General features: G+C 52.1%; 11 protein-coding genes. 9 read left to right on the forward strand and 2 right to left on the reverse strand.

Going from position 1 to position 17,100, the window contains the following annotated elements; genetic code table 11:
• Positions 1 to 6: 6 nt before the first annotated feature.
• On the reverse strand, positions 7 to 2,052 hold the full coding sequence (locus PAEVO_RS06765; RefSeq protein WP_100536863.1) for a serine hydrolase domain-containing protein: 2,046 nt from the start codon (positions 2,050 to 2,052) through the stop codon (positions 7 to 9).
• A 328-nt stretch (positions 2,053 to 2,380) separates the two neighbouring features.
• Here PAEVO_RS06765 and PAEVO_RS06770 point away from each other — a divergent pair, with 328 nt between their 5' ends.
• The 4 genes from PAEVO_RS06770 (at position 2,381) to PAEVO_RS06785 (ending at position 7,575) form a co-directional block, all read left to right on the forward strand.
• Positions 2,381 to 3,115: an alpha/beta fold hydrolase gene (locus tag PAEVO_RS06770; protein ID WP_243390654.1), complete on the forward strand. Its 735-nt coding sequence runs from the start codon at positions 2,381 to 2,383 to the stop codon at positions 3,113 to 3,115.
• Positions 3,116 to 3,231: 116 nt separating this feature from the next.
• Positions 3,232 to 4,056: a MerR family transcriptional regulator gene (locus PAEVO_RS06775; RefSeq protein WP_100536864.1), complete on the forward strand. Its 825-nt coding sequence runs from the start codon at positions 3,232 to 3,234 to the stop codon at positions 4,054 to 4,056.
• 53 nt (positions 4,057 to 4,109) lie between these two features.
• The gene (locus PAEVO_RS06780; protein ID WP_100536865.1) at positions 4,110 to 5,132 is read left to right on the forward strand and encodes a serine hydrolase domain-containing protein; all 1,023 of its coding nucleotides are present in this window, start codon (positions 4,110 to 4,112) and stop codon (positions 5,130 to 5,132) included.
• A 238-nt stretch (positions 5,133 to 5,370) separates the two neighbouring features.
• Positions 5,371 to 7,575 (forward strand): heavy metal translocating P-type ATPase, encoded by a 2,205-nt coding sequence (locus PAEVO_RS06785; RefSeq protein ID WP_100536866.1) that lies wholly within the window; start codon positions 5,371 to 5,373, stop codon positions 7,573 to 7,575.
• A 246-nt stretch (positions 7,576 to 7,821) separates the two neighbouring features.
• Here the strand turns inward: PAEVO_RS06785 and PAEVO_RS06790 are convergent, their stop codons facing one another.
• Positions 7,822 to 9,807 carry an alpha-amylase family protein gene (locus PAEVO_RS06790; protein WP_100536867.1) on the reverse strand — a complete coding sequence of 662 codons (1,986 nt, stop codon included), beginning with the start codon at positions 9,805 to 9,807 and terminating at the stop codon, positions 7,822 to 7,824.
• Positions 9,808 to 9,941: 134 nt separating this feature from the next.
• On the opposite strand from PAEVO_RS06790, the gene PAEVO_RS06795 reads away from it, so the two are divergent.
• The 5 genes from PAEVO_RS06795 (at position 9,942) to PAEVO_RS06815 (ending at position 17,030) form a co-directional block, all read left to right on the forward strand.
• On the forward strand, positions 9,942 to 10,886 hold the full coding sequence (locus tag PAEVO_RS06795; protein WP_100536868.1) for an AraC family transcriptional regulator: 945 nt from the start codon (positions 9,942 to 9,944) through the stop codon (positions 10,884 to 10,886).
• Between the two features lie 33 nt (positions 10,887 to 10,919).
• On the forward strand, positions 10,920 to 13,229 hold the full coding sequence (locus tag PAEVO_RS06800) for a helix-turn-helix transcriptional regulator (protein WP_100536869.1): 2,310 nt from the start codon (positions 10,920 to 10,922) through the stop codon (positions 13,227 to 13,229).
• 297 nt (positions 13,230 to 13,526) lie between these two features.
• Positions 13,527 to 14,576: an ABC transporter permease gene (locus PAEVO_RS06805; protein ID WP_100536870.1), complete on the forward strand. Its 1,050-nt coding sequence runs from the start codon at positions 13,527 to 13,529 to the stop codon at positions 14,574 to 14,576.
• 15 nt (positions 14,577 to 14,591) lie between these two features.
• On the forward strand, positions 14,592 to 15,476 hold the full coding sequence (locus PAEVO_RS06810) for a carbohydrate ABC transporter permease (RefSeq protein ID WP_100536871.1): 885 nt from the start codon (positions 14,592 to 14,594) through the stop codon (positions 15,474 to 15,476).
• 36 nt (positions 15,477 to 15,512) lie between these two features.
• Positions 15,513 to 17,030, forward strand: coding sequence for an ABC transporter substrate-binding protein (locus PAEVO_RS06815; protein WP_100536872.1), 1,518 nt, complete (start codon positions 15,513 to 15,515; stop codon positions 17,028 to 17,030).
• Positions 17,031 to 17,100: the final 70 nt, after the last annotated feature.

Here is a 17,100-nt window from a genome sequence, read left to right on the forward strand (position 1 = left end):
ACTAAATTAAAACCCAAAAGCCTGTTGAATCAGCCTCGCATAGATGGCAGCAGCTTCTTTGCGCAGAAGTTGATCGGCCGGACGGTAGTCCGCGGCGCCGTTTGCGTCTTTTGTCACCTCGGGTCCATGCATACCGGAGCCGACCATGAACTGTACCGCTTCATCTGCCCAGGCAGCCGGTTTTGAGCTGAGTTTAGCCGGAACCGCCTTGGCGCCAAGCGCGTTGTGTGCCACACGCCATATGATAGCAGCAGCCTCTTGGCGCGTGATTGGCTGATCGGGTTCAAAGTTCTGGGTCGGAGTGCCGGTGACGCCCCCCATGTCCGCGACATTCTGCACATAACCAGCGAGTGGGTGCCCTTGCATATCCTTAAATGAACTCGGGCCTTCGCTAGGCTTCATCCCGGCCAGTCGGCTGATCGCACTGACAAACTCTGCCCGCGTGATCGGTTCATTCGGTCGGAAGCTGGATTGCTCATTCTCGTCAAAAGCCTTGAGGGACTGAACAAAGTAGATATCCTTGGCATAAGGACTCCCTTCCGGGACGTCGTTATAAGCAGCAGGCTCATCGAGCTTCTCGGACATGCTGTCTATCGCCGTGTAATACATATATGCCACATTGCCGATATCATCTTCCTTGAAGGCGGCCGGCGTACCGTTCTCATCCACGAATCGCAGCGGACCCACCGGCGTGAGTTTATGCTCGCCCATGGCATCGGTAACCTGCAGCTCGCCTTGGCCCGCTATCACCTGCGTGGCGATAATCGGTGTTCTTAAGCTTCTGAACGTGCCCTCGAATTTCTTGAGCTGCTCCTGATTAAGCGGGAAGTCTTTCTGCTGAACCTGCTTTTTTGGATAAAAATGATCCATGAATGCGGTGAAAAATTCGGTTCGGATCGATGTACTCGTGTCGCTGTTAACAACGATCAGGCCTCCGACATTCTGGTCCGGAAGGAGCCAAAGCCAGGAATGGTAGCCATCCAAATCGCCGCCCTTACCAATCACGGTTTGGCCATTGTGGCTGCTGTGCATAAACGACTCGAAACCGTATGACATCAACGGAATGCCAGCTGCATCATAATGCGTCTGATGCATCAAACGCAGGGTCTCTTCCTTCATGATGCGGGAAGATCCAAATTGGCCATTGTTTAGATGGGCAGTAATGAAATTGGCCATATCGGTACCGCTCGCGAACATGCCGCCTTCCGGTGCGATGGTAGGTATGTTTTGGTATGCCTTAAACGGTTGACGTTCGACATTATAGCCTGTGGCAAGGTTCGCAATGATATCATCATTCATCCGAAATGCAGCGTGCTCCATGTTTAATGGGATGAAAATATTCTTCTTAACATAATCTTCAAACGACTCCCCCGATACCTGCTCGACAATGTAGCCCTGCATGGAGGAGGCAAGATTATCATACCGATAAACCTCTCCAGGCGTGCGAACTACAGCTGGCGCATTATACCGGATAAAGTCAGCGAGCGGCACCTCCCCCTTCTGAACGATATGCGGCGGAACCGAGTAGTTGTCCGTAAAGTCGAAGCCTGTCGTATGAGTCAATAAATGCTCAACGGTGACGGGCGTCCCGGTGTTGTTGGTGATCTTAACATCCGGTATATATTCGGTGATATCTTGCTTCAGGTCGATTTTTCCGTCCTCTACCAGTTGCATGACCGCCGTCGCGGTTATCGATTTGGATATCGAGGCCATGCGGAACAAGGTTCGATCGGGATCAATCTTTTTCTTGGATTCAACGTCGGCATAACCGTAGCCCGTATTCAGCAGCACCTTGTCATCTTTTACGATCACAACAAGCGCACCCGCCAGCATGTCCGAAACATGGGGTTTGGCAAAATAAGCATCGGTGAACGCCTTGACTTCTTTGGAGCTCAGTATCGGTGTTCCCGTAAGCTGTGTTGCGGTTGTACCTGTGGACGGTTTCGCCGTATCGGCAAAGATATCGGCAGGGAAAGCCAGCAGGCTAGCGGACAGCACGGAGGCTGCCAGTACACGAATGGTTCTAGACTTACTTTGTTTATTTAGCTTCATGGGTTCCTCTCCTTGTTCATCGCATTTGATTTCCATTTCATGGTAGACGATGGAGGGAGAAGGAAGAACCGTCCGCAGAATGAGTTTTAACTGGCTTTTCGGCGGGAACCGGGCCTGGACTTTGGTCCAGGGGGGATGAATAAATGTGAAGCCAATCGTCTAATTTTATACTAAAAATTATGATGAAGTACAATAAGGATTTAATATAAACAATAAAATATTGATCTATATACTATATAATTAATAATAGTATAAATTATTCATGAGACTGGGGATGGACATTCTGAATCTATACATCAAGGAGTGCGGAAACAAAGAGGCAGCAAGAATGATCGTTTTTTTGCATGGGGGAGGTGTGAGCGGCTGGATGTGGAACAAGCAGATTGCCTTTTTTGAAGACAACTTCTGCCTGATACCCGACTTGCCTGGACATGGGCGCAGCCCCGGCAGTTCGCCTTTTTCCATAAGCCGCACCGCGGAGCATCTTAACGAGGTCATTTCGACTAAGGCTGACGGACGGGAGGTTGTTGTTTTCGGATTTTCACTAGGGGCGCAAATTCTCGTGGAGATGATAGGTCAACGACCGAGCCTTATTGATTACGCAATCGTAAACAGCGCATTGCTGAGGCCGATGCCGGCAGCGCTTAAACTGATTGAACCTTCGGTTCGAATAAGCTTCCCGTTGACAAAATACAGATGGTTCTCCAGATGGCAGGCAAGCACGCTGTACGTGAACGAGGTTGATTTTGAACAGTATTACGCGGAAACTCTGCATATGAAGCGGGAGATGCTGGTTTCGGTGCTGAAGGAGAATATGTCCTATTCCATTTCTCCAAGGATTCAAGAATCAACAACGAAGCTATTGGTTACGGTTGGGGAGAAGGAGAGAGGCAGTGTCAAGAAATCGGCTGAGGATCTCGTGCAGATGAGCGAAAGCGCTGACGGGATTATCTTTCCCGGAGTTGGGCATGGCATACCGCTTGCCGATCCGGCGCTGTTTAATCGGGTAGTGGACCATTGGCTTAACACCGGTACAATTCCGGAAGGTATTCCTCATATATAGTAGGGGTGGCTGAGTGATTCAAGTCCCCTCCTCATCATTTGCTGTGGACTTTTCCCTTGGGGGAAGGTGTATAGTGATCTTGAACCAAGATCCAAAACCAGAGATGAGGTGAACCTTTGCTGTCGATTGGAGAATTCTCCAAAATATGCGAAGTATCTACAAAGACGCTTCGATATTACGATGAAATCGGATTAATTCATCCGGATCAGATCAATCCGGAAAACGGTTATCGATATTATTCCATCAGTCAATTAAAGAAAATGCTCTATATCAACCGTTTGAAGTCCTATCATTTTTCGTTGGAAGAAATCAAAGAGCTTCTGGACGAGGAAGCGGATCCATCCGAAGAGAAGCTTCGCTTCGCCCTTCAACGCAAACGTCGGGAAATTCAGGAGAAGTTAAACACGTATGAATATACCCTGAAACAAATGAACCAGGATATCTTGAATCTGGAGCAGGGCATACATTTGATGTCTTACCTGGATGATATCGAAGTACAGCTTGTTGAAACGGGGCCTATGAACCTCCTTTATATGCGTCAGATGATGAGCAGTGATGACTATGCTTTAGGGTATGGCAGGTATTACAGCAGATTATACGAAAAGATTGCCAGGGAGAAACTCACCTTGGTTGGAACGCCCATGACGATATATCACAGCCCGGAATTCAATCCCGCAGGCAATGACACAGAGTTTGCCCTCCCGATCAAGGAGGCTGTAAAGGGAACGAGAGATTGGTGTGGGGGCCTTTGTGCGAGGTCTGTATTAAAGGGGGCTTATTCTAATTTAACATCGGTATATGCCAAGCTGAGGGAATGGGTAGAAAATGAAGGATATGCATTGACACAATCACCCTATGAAGTCTATGTAACCGACCCCTATCAAGCCTTGGCTGCCGAGGAAATGGTTACTGAAGTATATTTTCCCGTGACAAAAAAATAAGATGTTTACATATACCATATGGCTTGAATAACAAATTCTGCGAGGTATTTATAATGAAAAGAAGCTGCTGGCCAACAACAGCGTGGCAAACCCTAGCCCCCGCGACCTTGGGAATGGATGCTGACAAGCTTTCAGGGCTGGACTCATGGATCAATACCGAATATCCCAATATTAATGGTATCGTTGTAGTTAGAAACGGAGCCATCGTTTATGAAAAATATGATCATGGATATGGTCCCGAGGATAGGCACCACGTTGCATCGGTTACGAAAAGCATCATATCCGCACTTATAGGCATTGCTATCGATGAAGGCTATATTCAACATGCAGATCAGAGCGTGATGGATTTTTTTCCCGAATATGAACAAGAGGCTGCCGCTCGTCAAAAACGAGACATTACGATACGCCATCTTCTCACGATGACGGCTCCTTATCCATTTGAGGACTGGCACGAACCCCTGGACAAACTGTGCATGCAATCGGATTGGGTACAATATACGCTGGATATGCTGGGCATCGGTGGAAGCCTGGGAGCATTTAAGTATTCCACCGCAGGGGTGCATCTTCTTTCAGCTATCCTAACTCGCAGCACCGGAAAAAGTGCCCGCGCGTTTGCAAACGAACACTTGTTTAAGCCGATCGGCATGAACGAAATTCCGGATTATGACATGAGCTCATTCGGATTTGATGATTTATTCGGGAAAGACGTCAGGGGATGGGTCAAAGACCCGGCCGGCAACTCTACTGGAGGGTGGGGGCTTACGTTAAGTCCTCGAGATATGGCTCGTTTTGGCTTTCTTTATCTGAACCGCGGCATATGGGACAATCAACCGATTATATCGGAGGCATGGGTGGACCAATCAACGGCGATGAATTCCAACCATTATGGATATTTATGGTGGCTGCGCGATGAGGACGGGGTGTCTGCATACTCGGCAGTAGGCGACGGCGGCAATATCATTTGCTGCATTCCGGAAAAAGACTTGGTCGTAGCCATTGCATCGGCCTTTACCGTCAATCCTCGGGATCGATGGACACTGATTAAAGAAAGCATAATCCCGGCGATCCTCGACTAAATATGTACCCGCTATCTTAATCTCTTATCTTGCGCACAACTAATTGATGATGTCAAAAGAACAAGAATATCTGCGCATATGAAGCCGCCAAATTGGCGGCTTTTATCGTTACTGCACACTGTTTCAGGCAAAAATCGCTATCAGTGGCCCTTCTTAACCATTCTGATGTTACATGTGTTTTCATACAATGTATGGACAAGCGAAAACAGAAATATGCAGAGGGTGGGGAGGAACCGTTGTGAAGCTGCATCAAATCCATGTGACGGGCATGACTTGCACGGCTTGTGCAGCCCGGATCGAAAAAGTTCTTCGTAAAGTGGAAGGCATTCAATCTGCCCGTGTCAGTCTTGCCTTGTCTCAAGCCACGATCCAGTATGAACCGACGCAGATTGGATTAGACAAGATCACGGAGAAAATCGAAAAACTTGGCTATGGAGCGACCGACAGGCTGTCGCATCCGCAGGCAGGGATCGAATCGGAGACGGGGGCTTATCGCATCCGGTTCATCATCGCCGCTTGTTTATCCATGCCGCTCATATGGGCAATGTTGGCGCATGTTGCCGATTGGCCTGCACAATGGACGCCGAATTTACTGATGGAACCTGTATTTCAATGGGTGCTCGCTACCTTGCTTCAGTTTGGTGTGGGATATCCTTTCTATTATGGAGCTTACCAGGCTATGATCCATCGTACGGCAAACATGGATACCCTCGTTGCGTTAAGTACCTCGGTGGCTTATTTCTACAGCCACTATGTCATGTTTGAATCCAGGCACAGCCTAACGCATCCCATGCTTTACTTCGATACGATTGCGATGGTGATGACAGCGGTTCTGCTGGGCAAATGGCTTGAGACCATGGCCAAAGGCAGAGCGTTGAAACAACTTAGTGCCTTATATGAGCTTCAGGTTAAACGGGTTCGAGTCATACGCAGTCATGGGGAAGAATGGATTTCTGCGGATCAATTGCAGATCGGGGACCGCATCCGGGTGAACAATGGGGAATGGATCTCCATTGACGGTTTTGTTCAGTCGGGATCGGCGGATGCCGATGAATCTATGCTGACAGGTGAGAGCACAGCGGTGGCCAAGGGCATGAGGGATCGAGTCTACGCCGGAACGCGTTGTCTGGTCGGAAGTTTGGACATCGTGGTTGATAAGCATCATGACGAAACCCGCCTATCTCAAATGATCGGGCTAATCGAATCCGCACAACAGGAGAAACCGGCCATTCAGCGAACCGTTGATCGTATAGCGGCAATTTTTGTTCCCATGATGATCGGTTGTGCTGCGCTTACCTATGCGGGATGGCTCTGGTTTTTCCATGCTCCCGATGCATCCGAAACGGCCATGCGCCATGCGCTGTCTGTTTTACTGATCGCCTGTCCCTGTGCGCTTGGTTTAGCTACGCCGGTATCCATCCTGATCGCAACCGGATCGTCCGCCCAAAGAGGCGTTCTATTCAAAGACGGCCGGTCCCTGGAGAGCTTGCGGCGAACCGATGTTGTATTGCTGGATAAGACAGGCACGTTGACGGAAGGAAGACCTCAGCTCACAGCGATTCACACTGCGGAAGGCAGCAACGGTGCCTACGCGCTATCCATGTCGGCTGCGCTGGCTTCACGGTCCAATCACCCGTTAGCACAAGCCATTGTACGAGCCGCCCAAGACAAACATTCCCCGCTATTGGAAGCACAGAAATTCCAAGAGAAGGTTGGGAAAGGGATGGAAGGCCATGTCAAAGGAGAGCACGTATGCGTGGGGAACCGGAGATGGCTGCTGGAGCAGGGCATACAACTAGGGAGTCCTCCAGATGAACCTGGCTATACCAGACTTTTTGTCGCCGTGAACGGGAAGTGCATCGGATCGCTTGTGTTGATTGACAAGCTAAGAAAAGATGCTAAGAAGACGGTACAGGAGTTAAAGCGCAGAGCCGATGTGTGGATGGTAACCGGTGATGAGGAACAGGCTGCCGTGGCGGTGGCTGCCGCGGCAGGGATCGATCAGATGCGCGCGGGCATGCTTCCTGAAGACAAGCTGGCGTTCATTCGCGAGCTTCAACATCAAGGACGATCCGTTGCCATGATTGGCGATGGCATAAACGATGCGGCTGCGCTAGCCGCGGCAGATGTCGGCATGGCGATGGGCGGTGGAGCGGATGCGGCTAAACAGGCCGGCGACATCGTGCTGATCGGAAACAAACTCTTCAACATTATCGATGCTTATACATGGAGCCGCCAAACGATGCGGAATGTTCATCAGAATTTGCTCTTTGCTCTGCTGTATAACGCCATAACCGTGCCATTGGCCGCATGCGGTTATTTGGACCCGCGCATCGCTTGCATCGGCATGGCCGCAAGCTCCGTGCTTGTTGTTGCTAATGCGCTCAGATTGCAGCTTAAGGTGCAGAGATGGGATAAGAACCGCATAACCGTGAATGGTTGAACGAATAAACCGTGAGGCTATGGTCACGATCACGAGGATGAGGTGTATTATTTCGATACCTCCACCAAGGATGAGCAGGGCGAGTTCCCTGTCATGCTTTATGTCCTCATGAATGATTTGGTCGAGGCGTATGCTCATGCGAACCGAGCTCTAAATGATAAAATATGAAAATGCCGCAGTCCAGGGACTGCGGCGATTTCTATAGGCAGAGTTGTTGCCATCGCTCCGATGTAGCAAGCAGGATATCTACGCCAACTCCAGCACAACCATCTGGTGATTATCCAAATAGGGAACCGTATAGCTGAGTTCGCCTTGGTTACGAATCTGATAGGGAAGATCCTCCATCGAGGGGGCCAGGTAGACCCGCTTGATCGAAGCGGCAGATGGGAGACGCAAGCTGGCGGATATATTCTGCAGCGGAACGATGTCCTCGATGACCTCCACGCGGCCCTTCATTACGGGGGAAGCATACAGGAGATGATGAACATAGCGATTTTCCACAGTCTGATACTGCAGCGTCGCTATGCCCCGTGCAGGCAAATCGCAGTGCAGAGTAGGCTGCGGCAGGAGCCGGTCAATCGCGTGCAATACCATCTCTTTCAGAATGAGATGGCCGTTGTCCGCATAGTCGCCGAACACATTCCAAGCGATGTAGATACCGTTTGTGCTTTCAATCATGCCCGGGCCGTCGTCTTCTCCAGCGCTTGGCGTGTGCTGATGTGAGCAGAACGTGAATACGTCCCGGTTGAAATACGGATTTTCCCGACTGCCAAGCGCTTGGCCGCCATTCAATTCAACCTGCTGTCCCTCGCCGTACATGACAAACGAAGCGGGCAGAAGGGAGCCTGGAGTAAAGTCCGGTCGGAAATACGACGGGTGGTAAGGGCTGGCGCCTTTCCAGTTCAGTCCAAGATCGAGCGCAAACACGTTGCCGGCTGGATCCAAACCCGAGCGGCCCGTGGCCAGAACCTTGCCGCCGCTTGCGGTAAATGCGCGGATGGCTTCTCCCAATGCCGGCCATACTGGCACTTCGTCCGGCAATATCAGCACCTTGTAACGACCGAAATCCGCATCGGCATCCACGATGTCGTACAAGTAATGCCCTTCGGTCAGGATGCGCACCGCTCCGGCATCCGCCAGATTGTTCCGGTCTTCTGATTTCCGCGCTTCCGGACAAGCCTCCCAAGCAGCCTCCAGCGACAAGACGGCAATGTCCGCTACGGACGTCGTTTCGCTGCACCATGGCTCCTTTGCTTCCACCTCCGCGAAGGCGGTGCCGATCAAGGCGTAGGTCGCTTCATCCATCAGACCTGATGGGTGAAGCTGGTCGCCGATCGAGCACTTGGCGCCGTGCGCGAGGCTGAGCGCCGTTTCGAATCGCAGCGCGTTCGGATGCTTATACCCGCCGAATTCACCCCAAGAGGTGTGGAATTTGCCCGTCATGCCGAGAAAATCCATGTCCAGCGTCTGCGCGTAGCGCGCTGAGAGCGGAAAATGATCGTAGCCCCAGCCCCCGGTTGGCAGGGATTCCAGCTCCAAATGGCTGTTGACATGGGCGAGGTCGCGGCGGCCGCGACGTTGATGCCCGCTGTTATGAAAGACCGGCAGACCGGGCTTAATCTCGTCCACCGTTTCCCGTACGCGGCGAGCATAGTTCAGGTAGGTCGCCTCGCCCAAGGCGGCAACGGCCGTTTCATCCCGAGGATCTTGGCCGGCTGATCGCAGCGCTGCCACACAATGCTGGCAATGACATTTTCGGATGCCGACGATATCAAGGAAAATGCCGTCCGCATCATAGCGGGAAACAACCTCGCGGATTTGAGCCAGCAAGAGGTCCAGGTAAGGCGTGTTGAAGCAAAACTCATGGTACCCGGGCGTCATGAAATCTTTGGCCCATCGCGTACGATCTTCCGCATCTCGAATCAGCCATTCGGGATGGCGACGCGCCAGCTTCTCGTCAAGGCCGGCGGACAAGTATACAGGCGTTTTGACGTCGATTTCGTGGGCGGCTGCAATCATTTCGCCTAGCAGATCGAACGAAAGATGCGGGTGCGTTTTGTTGGCTTCGCTCGGGTGGTAAGCCCAGCCGTGATGACATTTGGAGAAAACGGTAATGGAGTCGACATGCCCGGCACGCAGCATGTTCTGAAACTGTTTTTTTGAAAACTGGCTTCCGATGCCCGGAATGGCCTCGGATGTGTGAAAGTCGAGATGAACCTGACGAAATCGCATGTGTGAACAGCCTCCTTTGCCGCCTGATGAGAACGGTTTCTTTTGTTCAATGTACCTCTTTAATAAGCGGGTAACCAGTGATAATATAGACTTTGATTAGCACAAAATGGACTTGCGAAAAGGAGAGAACCGCTGTGCTGTGCTTAGAATTCGCCATTCCGCCGCTGCCGCAATTCGTAACGGCGGGACATGCCGTCTGGAAGCCCGGAGACCGGCATTTCGCCCGCTCCTTCGGCGTCTACGACCTGCTGCTGGTAACTAAGGGAACGCTTTATATGACGGAAGAACAGACCGAATATGAGGTCTGTGCCGGAAAGCTGCTCGTGCTGGAAGCGGGACTGCGGCATTTCGGGCATCGGGCCTGCGTGGAGCATACGGAGATTTATTGGGTGCATTTCATCCATGGACATCCAGCTTCATACATCTCGCAGGAGGATATTCCTTGGTCGGCCCTGCTGTCCAAAGGCACGGTCGAGGATGTCGAACCGTCCACGCAGCAGCGCATGTACATACCGAAGTTCGCCTCCGTCGAGGTGCAGACCGTAGAGCCGATGCTGCGCGGGTTGAATGATATCCACAACCGGCTGAACGGGGAGAATGCGCTCAAGCTCCATTTATTGCTGGCCGAGCTGTTCGCCGCACTGCAGGCCGACTGCGCGCGGATGACCGAACCGGAGCCTTCCATCCGACTGGCACAAGCCGCTGCCGCTTATTTAAACGAACACTGGAGGGAGCCGTTTGAACGGGCCGCATTGGAGGAGAAGCTGCATTTCCAGGCGAGTTATATCGCCAGATGCATGAAGAAGCATATCGGCAAAACGCCGCTTCAATACGTACTTCATCTGCGCTTGGAGGAAGCCAAAAAACTCCTCGGCGGCACGGTGCTTGGCATTTCGGAGATCGCTGAAAGGGTGGGAATCCGCGATTCGAATTACATGACGCGCTTGTTTACCGCCAAGCTTGGCATGACGCCCGGCGCGTATCGGCAGATGCTGCGGCAGATGAAGGAAGAAGCGGGGGAAGGGACGGCTATTTTTTGGAAAATGCCGATTGACAACGAAAAACCCGCAGGATTATAGTAAAGCCACCTAACCTTGCAGGAGAGTGGTCCCATGAAGTTGCTGCAAACCCTCCGCTCTCGCAAATATTTGCAGCGGATTATTCTGAGCTTTATGCTCGTCGTCGCCATGCTCGCCATCGCCTCCCTCTTCCTGAACGCCGCTGCCCGTGATAAAGTCCTGAGCCTCCAACACGAAGCCGATCGCAAGCTGCTCACCCAAATCAACTACAATATCGAGAACATGAACGGGATCGTGAAGGATTTGGCGGTGTCGTTGTACAATGACGAAGAGCTGATCGCGCTGAAGTCCGGGGCGGATTATAAGCAGAGCATTCTGAAAATCGAACGTTTGAACCGGACGGTAGCCGCTTCGCCGTACTTGCACGCCGCCGTTTTTTACAACGGCAAGCAGAACCGTTTTTTCTCGTCGCTGAGCCATGATATGGACACGCGGGCCCTGTACGGCGCGCTTGAAGATTATATGGCTTCCCGAGCCGATCTGCCGAAGCTGCAGCTCATTCCGCTCGATCTCGACGGGGAGAATGAGGGCATCGACGTATTCGCTTTTTTCATTTATGACGGGCCGACCCTCGGTTCCGTTAACCGGAACGCCCTCATTTTGACAGTGAAGCCAGGCTGGATGCTCGACAATGTGAAAGCGCTTAATCGAGTTGCCGAACGGGAAAACGACGTCCTGTTCGTCACCGACGGCGATGGACAGGTGCTTATGGCAGGCGAGCGCAAGCTGCCGCCCGGGCTGGACATCAAGAAGGATTTACTGGGACGAATGGGCTCGACGGACAATGCACCGGACTCTTTCATCCATAAACAAGGAGAGAAGGAATATAAGGTAACCTATTTGAACAAAGGCTTGAACAACTGGCAGATCATCAGCCTGCAGGATTACGATGACGTGCTGGGCAGCGTACGCCAGATGAGATGGACCGAAATGGCCGTGACGCTGTCCGTTGCCCTGCTGGCCTTGCTCTTGTCCGTATTAATCTCGCTGAGGCTGTATAAACCGGTAGGCCGTCTGCTTATGCTGGTTCCCCATGACGGGCGCGGTGATAGCAGGGCAAAAGATGAGTTGTCCCTCATCGCGGAGAATGTGACGGAGATGATAGGCAAACTCAAAGGCCTGGAGCAGGAACGGGCGACGCAATGGAATATCGCCAAGGTTTATCATTTGCGGAGCCTGATCAGCCTCAGCGATAGTATGGACGAAGATGCATTTCTACGGATTAAGGAGCAGTATGCGATTGATATAACGCATCCATCGCCGCTCCGGCTTGCGGTTGTACAGCTTGACGATCTGCAGAGCCTTCTCCTGCAGCCGGATTCCCAGACGGAGGCCCTGTATTACTTTGCTATCGCGAACATCGGCCAAGAGCTGCTGCAACGTGGCGGTTCGTGCGAAGCCGCGGACATGAAGAGCGGCCATCTTGTCTTTATCGCCAGCGGCAATCCCGGTTACCTCGAGATGCTGGATGAACGGTTCCGGGAGCTTCAAGAGACCATACTCCGCTTTTATCGGGTTACGTTCACCGTAACGCTTAGCGATGCATTCGAAGATTACCGCAGGCTAACGAAACATTACAACCTGGCGATGCGTCATTCCAACTATCGCATGATTTTCGGCAAGGGGGCCGTGATCCAGCCTGACATGATCCGCCGTAACGAGGGGAACGAGTCGTTCGCCATTCCGAAAGAGCTGGAGCGCCGGCTGACGGAGGGGTTGAAAAGCGGAGACTCGGAGGAGACAGAGCAAGCGATTCGAAGCTGGAGAGGGCTCCTGGGCGAGTTCAGCTTCGATAACATGTTCTCGGCGCTGCTACATTTGACCATGACACTGAGCCATACGCTGGGCGAGATGAATAACAATAATCTGAATCCGGTATCGGTTAATCTGCAGGCTATCAATCGGCGCATTCTCGAAAAAGAGACGCTGGATGAGATCGAGGGCGTGCTCCTGGACGTCGTGCGCGATGTATTCGAGCAGCGCAGGAGCGGAAGGGAGGACAAAAACCGGCTGCTTGTGGACACGGTCAAAGAAATGATCGAGAAGCATTACGCCGATCCGGACCTGAACGTTCAGAAGATCGCCGAAATGCTGAAGATGAGCGCCGTCTATTTGGGCCAAGTGTTCAAAGCCCAGGAAGGGACAACGGTGGTCGACCAGATCAATGCGACTCGACTTGCCCGAGCCCAGCAGTATCTGGAGCAGCAGCATTTGACCGTGGCCGAAATCATGGAGAAGGTGGGCTTCGGCAATGAAAGCTATTTCTATCGGCTGTTCAAGCGCCGCTACGGAGCGACGCCGAAAGAGTACCGTCTGAAATCAGCCATCGACCGCAGTACCTAAAATGATGTTTCATAAGACCCGCAGATGAAATTTACCGTTTGCGGGTCTTTGGTATGCCGCGGTTATGTAGTGGGTGATTCGGTGGCTTTTTTGAGTTGCGCTGGTTCGATTGATCCAGGTACAGCAATCCTGTTTCTATACAGCCGGCTGTACAGCATTCCGTAATCCTTACAGCCCGCCCGTACAGCAATCCTGAAATTGTACAGTAACGCAGAGCCCCAGGTTTGAGCTATCGTTAATCATGCAAAGCCTGGGATGCAGGCGAGGAGTGCATAAGAAAAGGAAGGGGCTTTCGCTATGTTGAAGAAGGTAACACTATCGGGTTCTATTGATGCAGACCCGGCTAACCGTTCGGGACCCGAATCGGGACCCGAATCGGGACCCGAATCGGGACCGAATCCTGGACCTGCCGGCGCACGCCCAAAAAAATCGGCGCTTCGCAGAGAACTTCGCCATTTCCGCAACAACCGGGAGCTGTTTCTGCTATCGCTGCCCGGGATTCTGTACAAGCTGATTTTTGCCTATATCCCATTAGTAGGATTGATCATTGCCTTCAAGCATTACCGCTACGATCTCGGCATATTCGGCAGCGAATGGGTAGGTCTGGAAAACTTCCGTTACTTGTTCTCGACCGACACGGCTTGGCGGATCACGCGCAATACGGTGCTGTACAATGCTGCTTACATTGTAGTTACCACCGCTGCAGCGCTGCTGCTGGCCATTCTGATGAACGAACTCAGGGCGAAATGGAGCAAATTTTATCAGACCGCGCTGTTCTTGCCCCATTTTTTATCCTGGGTGCTGGTCGGATACGTGGCCTATGCCTTCCTGAACCATTCCGACGGTTTCATTAATCGAACCTTACAGATGTTCGGCATGGAGCCGGTCAGCTGGTACCAGACGGCTGAGACTTGGCCAGCCATCCTCATTCTTGTTCATTTATGGAAGGCGGTCGGATTCAATACACTTATCTATTTCGCTGGCATACTCGGCATTAACAGCGAGTATTACGAGGCAGCGCGGATCGACGGAGCGACGAAATGGCAGATGGCGATGAAAATTACGGTTCCGCTGCTGGCTCCGCTGGTCATTATTTTGCTGATATTGTCCATCGGCAACATGTTCCGCGGCGATTTCGGGCTGCATTATTTCATTCCGAACAACTCCGGCTTCCTGTACGGGTCCACGGATATTATCGACACGTACGTATACCGTGCGCTCCGTGAGATCGGCAACGTCAGCATGTCGGCGGCTACGGGCTTTTATCAGTCGGTTGTCGGCTTCGTACTGGTGCTGGTGGCGAACGGGATCGTTCGCAAAATCAATCCCGAGCATTCCCTGTGGTAAGAAGGAGGACATCCGATGCCTAAGAAGTTCGAACTACCCAAACTGTTGATCCATCTGCTGTTCATCCTGCTCTCGCTGGCGGTTGTCCTGCCATTTCTGCTCGTCGTCGCCGTGTCGTTGACGGATGAAGCGTCGCTAACCGACAACGGGTATCAGTTTCTGCCCGAATCATTCAGTCTGGAGGCGTATCGCTATCTTCTGGATGCACCCGACATTCTGCTGCGGGCTTACGGGGTTACGATTACGGTGACCGCCATCGGAGCGCTGGCAGGCCTGCTGCTCACCGCCATGACCGCGTACGTCATCTCAAGGCCGGATTACCGCTACAACCGGGCAACGACTTTCTACGTATTTTTCACGATGCTGTTTAGCGGAGGGCTCGTTCCTTCCTATATTCTCATCACACAGTACCTGCATTTGAAAGACAGCTTGCTGGCACTGATCTTGCCAGTGCTGCTCTCGCCGTTCAACATTATGGTCATGAAAGGATTCATGTCCAAAATTCCGTTAGAAATCGTGGAATCCGCCAAAATCGACGGGGCGAGGGAGCTGCGGATATTTTTCAGGATCATATTACCGCTGTCAACGCCAGCCTTGGCTACGCTTGGGTTGCTGATCTCGTTCACGTACTGGAACGAATGGTTCAATGCCATGCTGTACATCGACGATCCGAACAAGGTCCCCTTGCAGCTGCTGCTCGTGCGGACCCTTGGCAGCATCGAGTTCATTACTTCCAATTCGGAATTTGCGCAGCAGCTGGGCATCGATTTATCCAGCTTTCCGAACAACTCGGCAAGAATGGCGATCGCGGTGCTGGCTGGTGGACCGATGCTGATCATCTTTCCGTTCTTCCAGCGGTTTTTCGTGAAAGGGCTTACGGTTGGCTCCCTCAAGGGTTAACATACAAAACCAATTAAACACTCAGGAGGTCATGTTATGAAAAAAAGACTGCTAGGGCTCTTGGCGATCATCTTCATCGTGATGTCCGCGCTTGCCGGCTGCGGCGGCAACGGCGCGACGGATAGTGGAACGCCGGACACGCAAGGATCGTCACCGGATACAGGCGGCACGGACGCGCTTGATCCCGTCGAGCTGACTTGGTATTACCCGCTGCTGCAGCTGCAGCTCGACCAGAAGAAGGTCGAAGAGGAAATCAACAAAATCGTGAAAGAGAAGCTGAACGCCACCGTAAAACTGATGCCGGTTGCAATCGGGGATTACGTGCAGAAGATGAATACCGTACTGGCAGCAGGCGAGAAATTCGACATTCTCTGGACCGGTTATATGCTGAAACCGGAAGAGCTGGTACGAAAGGGAGCGATTCAACCGCTGAACGGGCTCTTGGATGAGCACGCGCCTCAGTTGAAGGCGGATGTCCCTCAGGTAATGTGGGACGGTCTCTCGGTGGACGGGGAAATTTACGGCATTCCGAACCAGCAGATCAATGGTTCGAGATACGGCTTCATCGTACAGAAGCGGTTTGCCGACAAATACGGCTTGGATCCTACCACGATCAAAACGATAGCGGATATCGAGCCGTTCCTTGAGCAAATCAAGCAGAACGAGCCTGGGATTATCCCGATCGGACTATTCGGCGGCTCGTTTGTCAATCCGCAGGCGCATGACGATCAATACTGGGTCGTTCCGGGGCTTGACGATCACTTCTACATCAAGACCGATGACCCGTCTTATACGCTTCATCGCTATCCCGAAGAGGAGCTGGACAATTTCAGACTGGCCAGCAAATGGTATAAAGCCGGGTACATTCACAAGGACGCGGCTACGGAAAAAATGACCGACTACCAATCCAAAGGCCAGATCGCGGTCGAGTTCGACGTCACGCTGAAGCCGGGGGTCGAGGCGGAGGTCAAGCCGAAGAACGGCGGCAACGATGTCATCATCATTCCGCTCAGCGATTGGTTCTCCAACGGCTATTCAGCCACAACCAACCAGTCGATCAGCCGAACTTCCCCGAATCCGGAACGGGCCCTGATGCTGCTCAATCTGATCAACACCGACAAGGAGCTCTACAATTTGTTGATCAACGGTTTAGAGGGAGTGCATTACGAGAAACTGAGCGGCGATTATATCAAAGCGATGCCGGATTCCAGGTATCGTCCGAACATGGATTGGGTGTTCGGCAGCGTGTTCAATTCCTACCTGAAGGAAGGGCAACCGGAAAATATCTGGGAGGAAACGAAAAAAATCAATACGAGCTCCGAAATCAATCCGGTCGGCGCATTCAAGTTCAATTCCGAGCCAGTCAGCACGGAAATCGCCAACCTGAACGCCGTATGGGGCGAGTACAAACGGGGACTCGTGACCGGAACGCTTGATTTTGAGGAAACCTGGCCGGTTCTTTACGGCAAGCTGAAGGAGGCGGGCGAAGATAAATACGTCGAGGAGGTGACGCGTCAGTTCGAGCAATTCCTAAAAGAGAAGGGCTTGAAATAATCGGCCCGTAGGCTTGTAGACGGATGGAGACGAAACGGGAGAAACCTGCTGCCTGGGTGTGCTTTGCCGA

The sequence above is a fragment of the Paenibacillus sp. GM2FR genome (assembly GCF_002803325.1).
Lineage (GTDB): Bacteria > Bacillota > Bacilli > Paenibacillales > Paenibacillaceae > Paenibacillus_AQ > Paenibacillus_AQ lautus.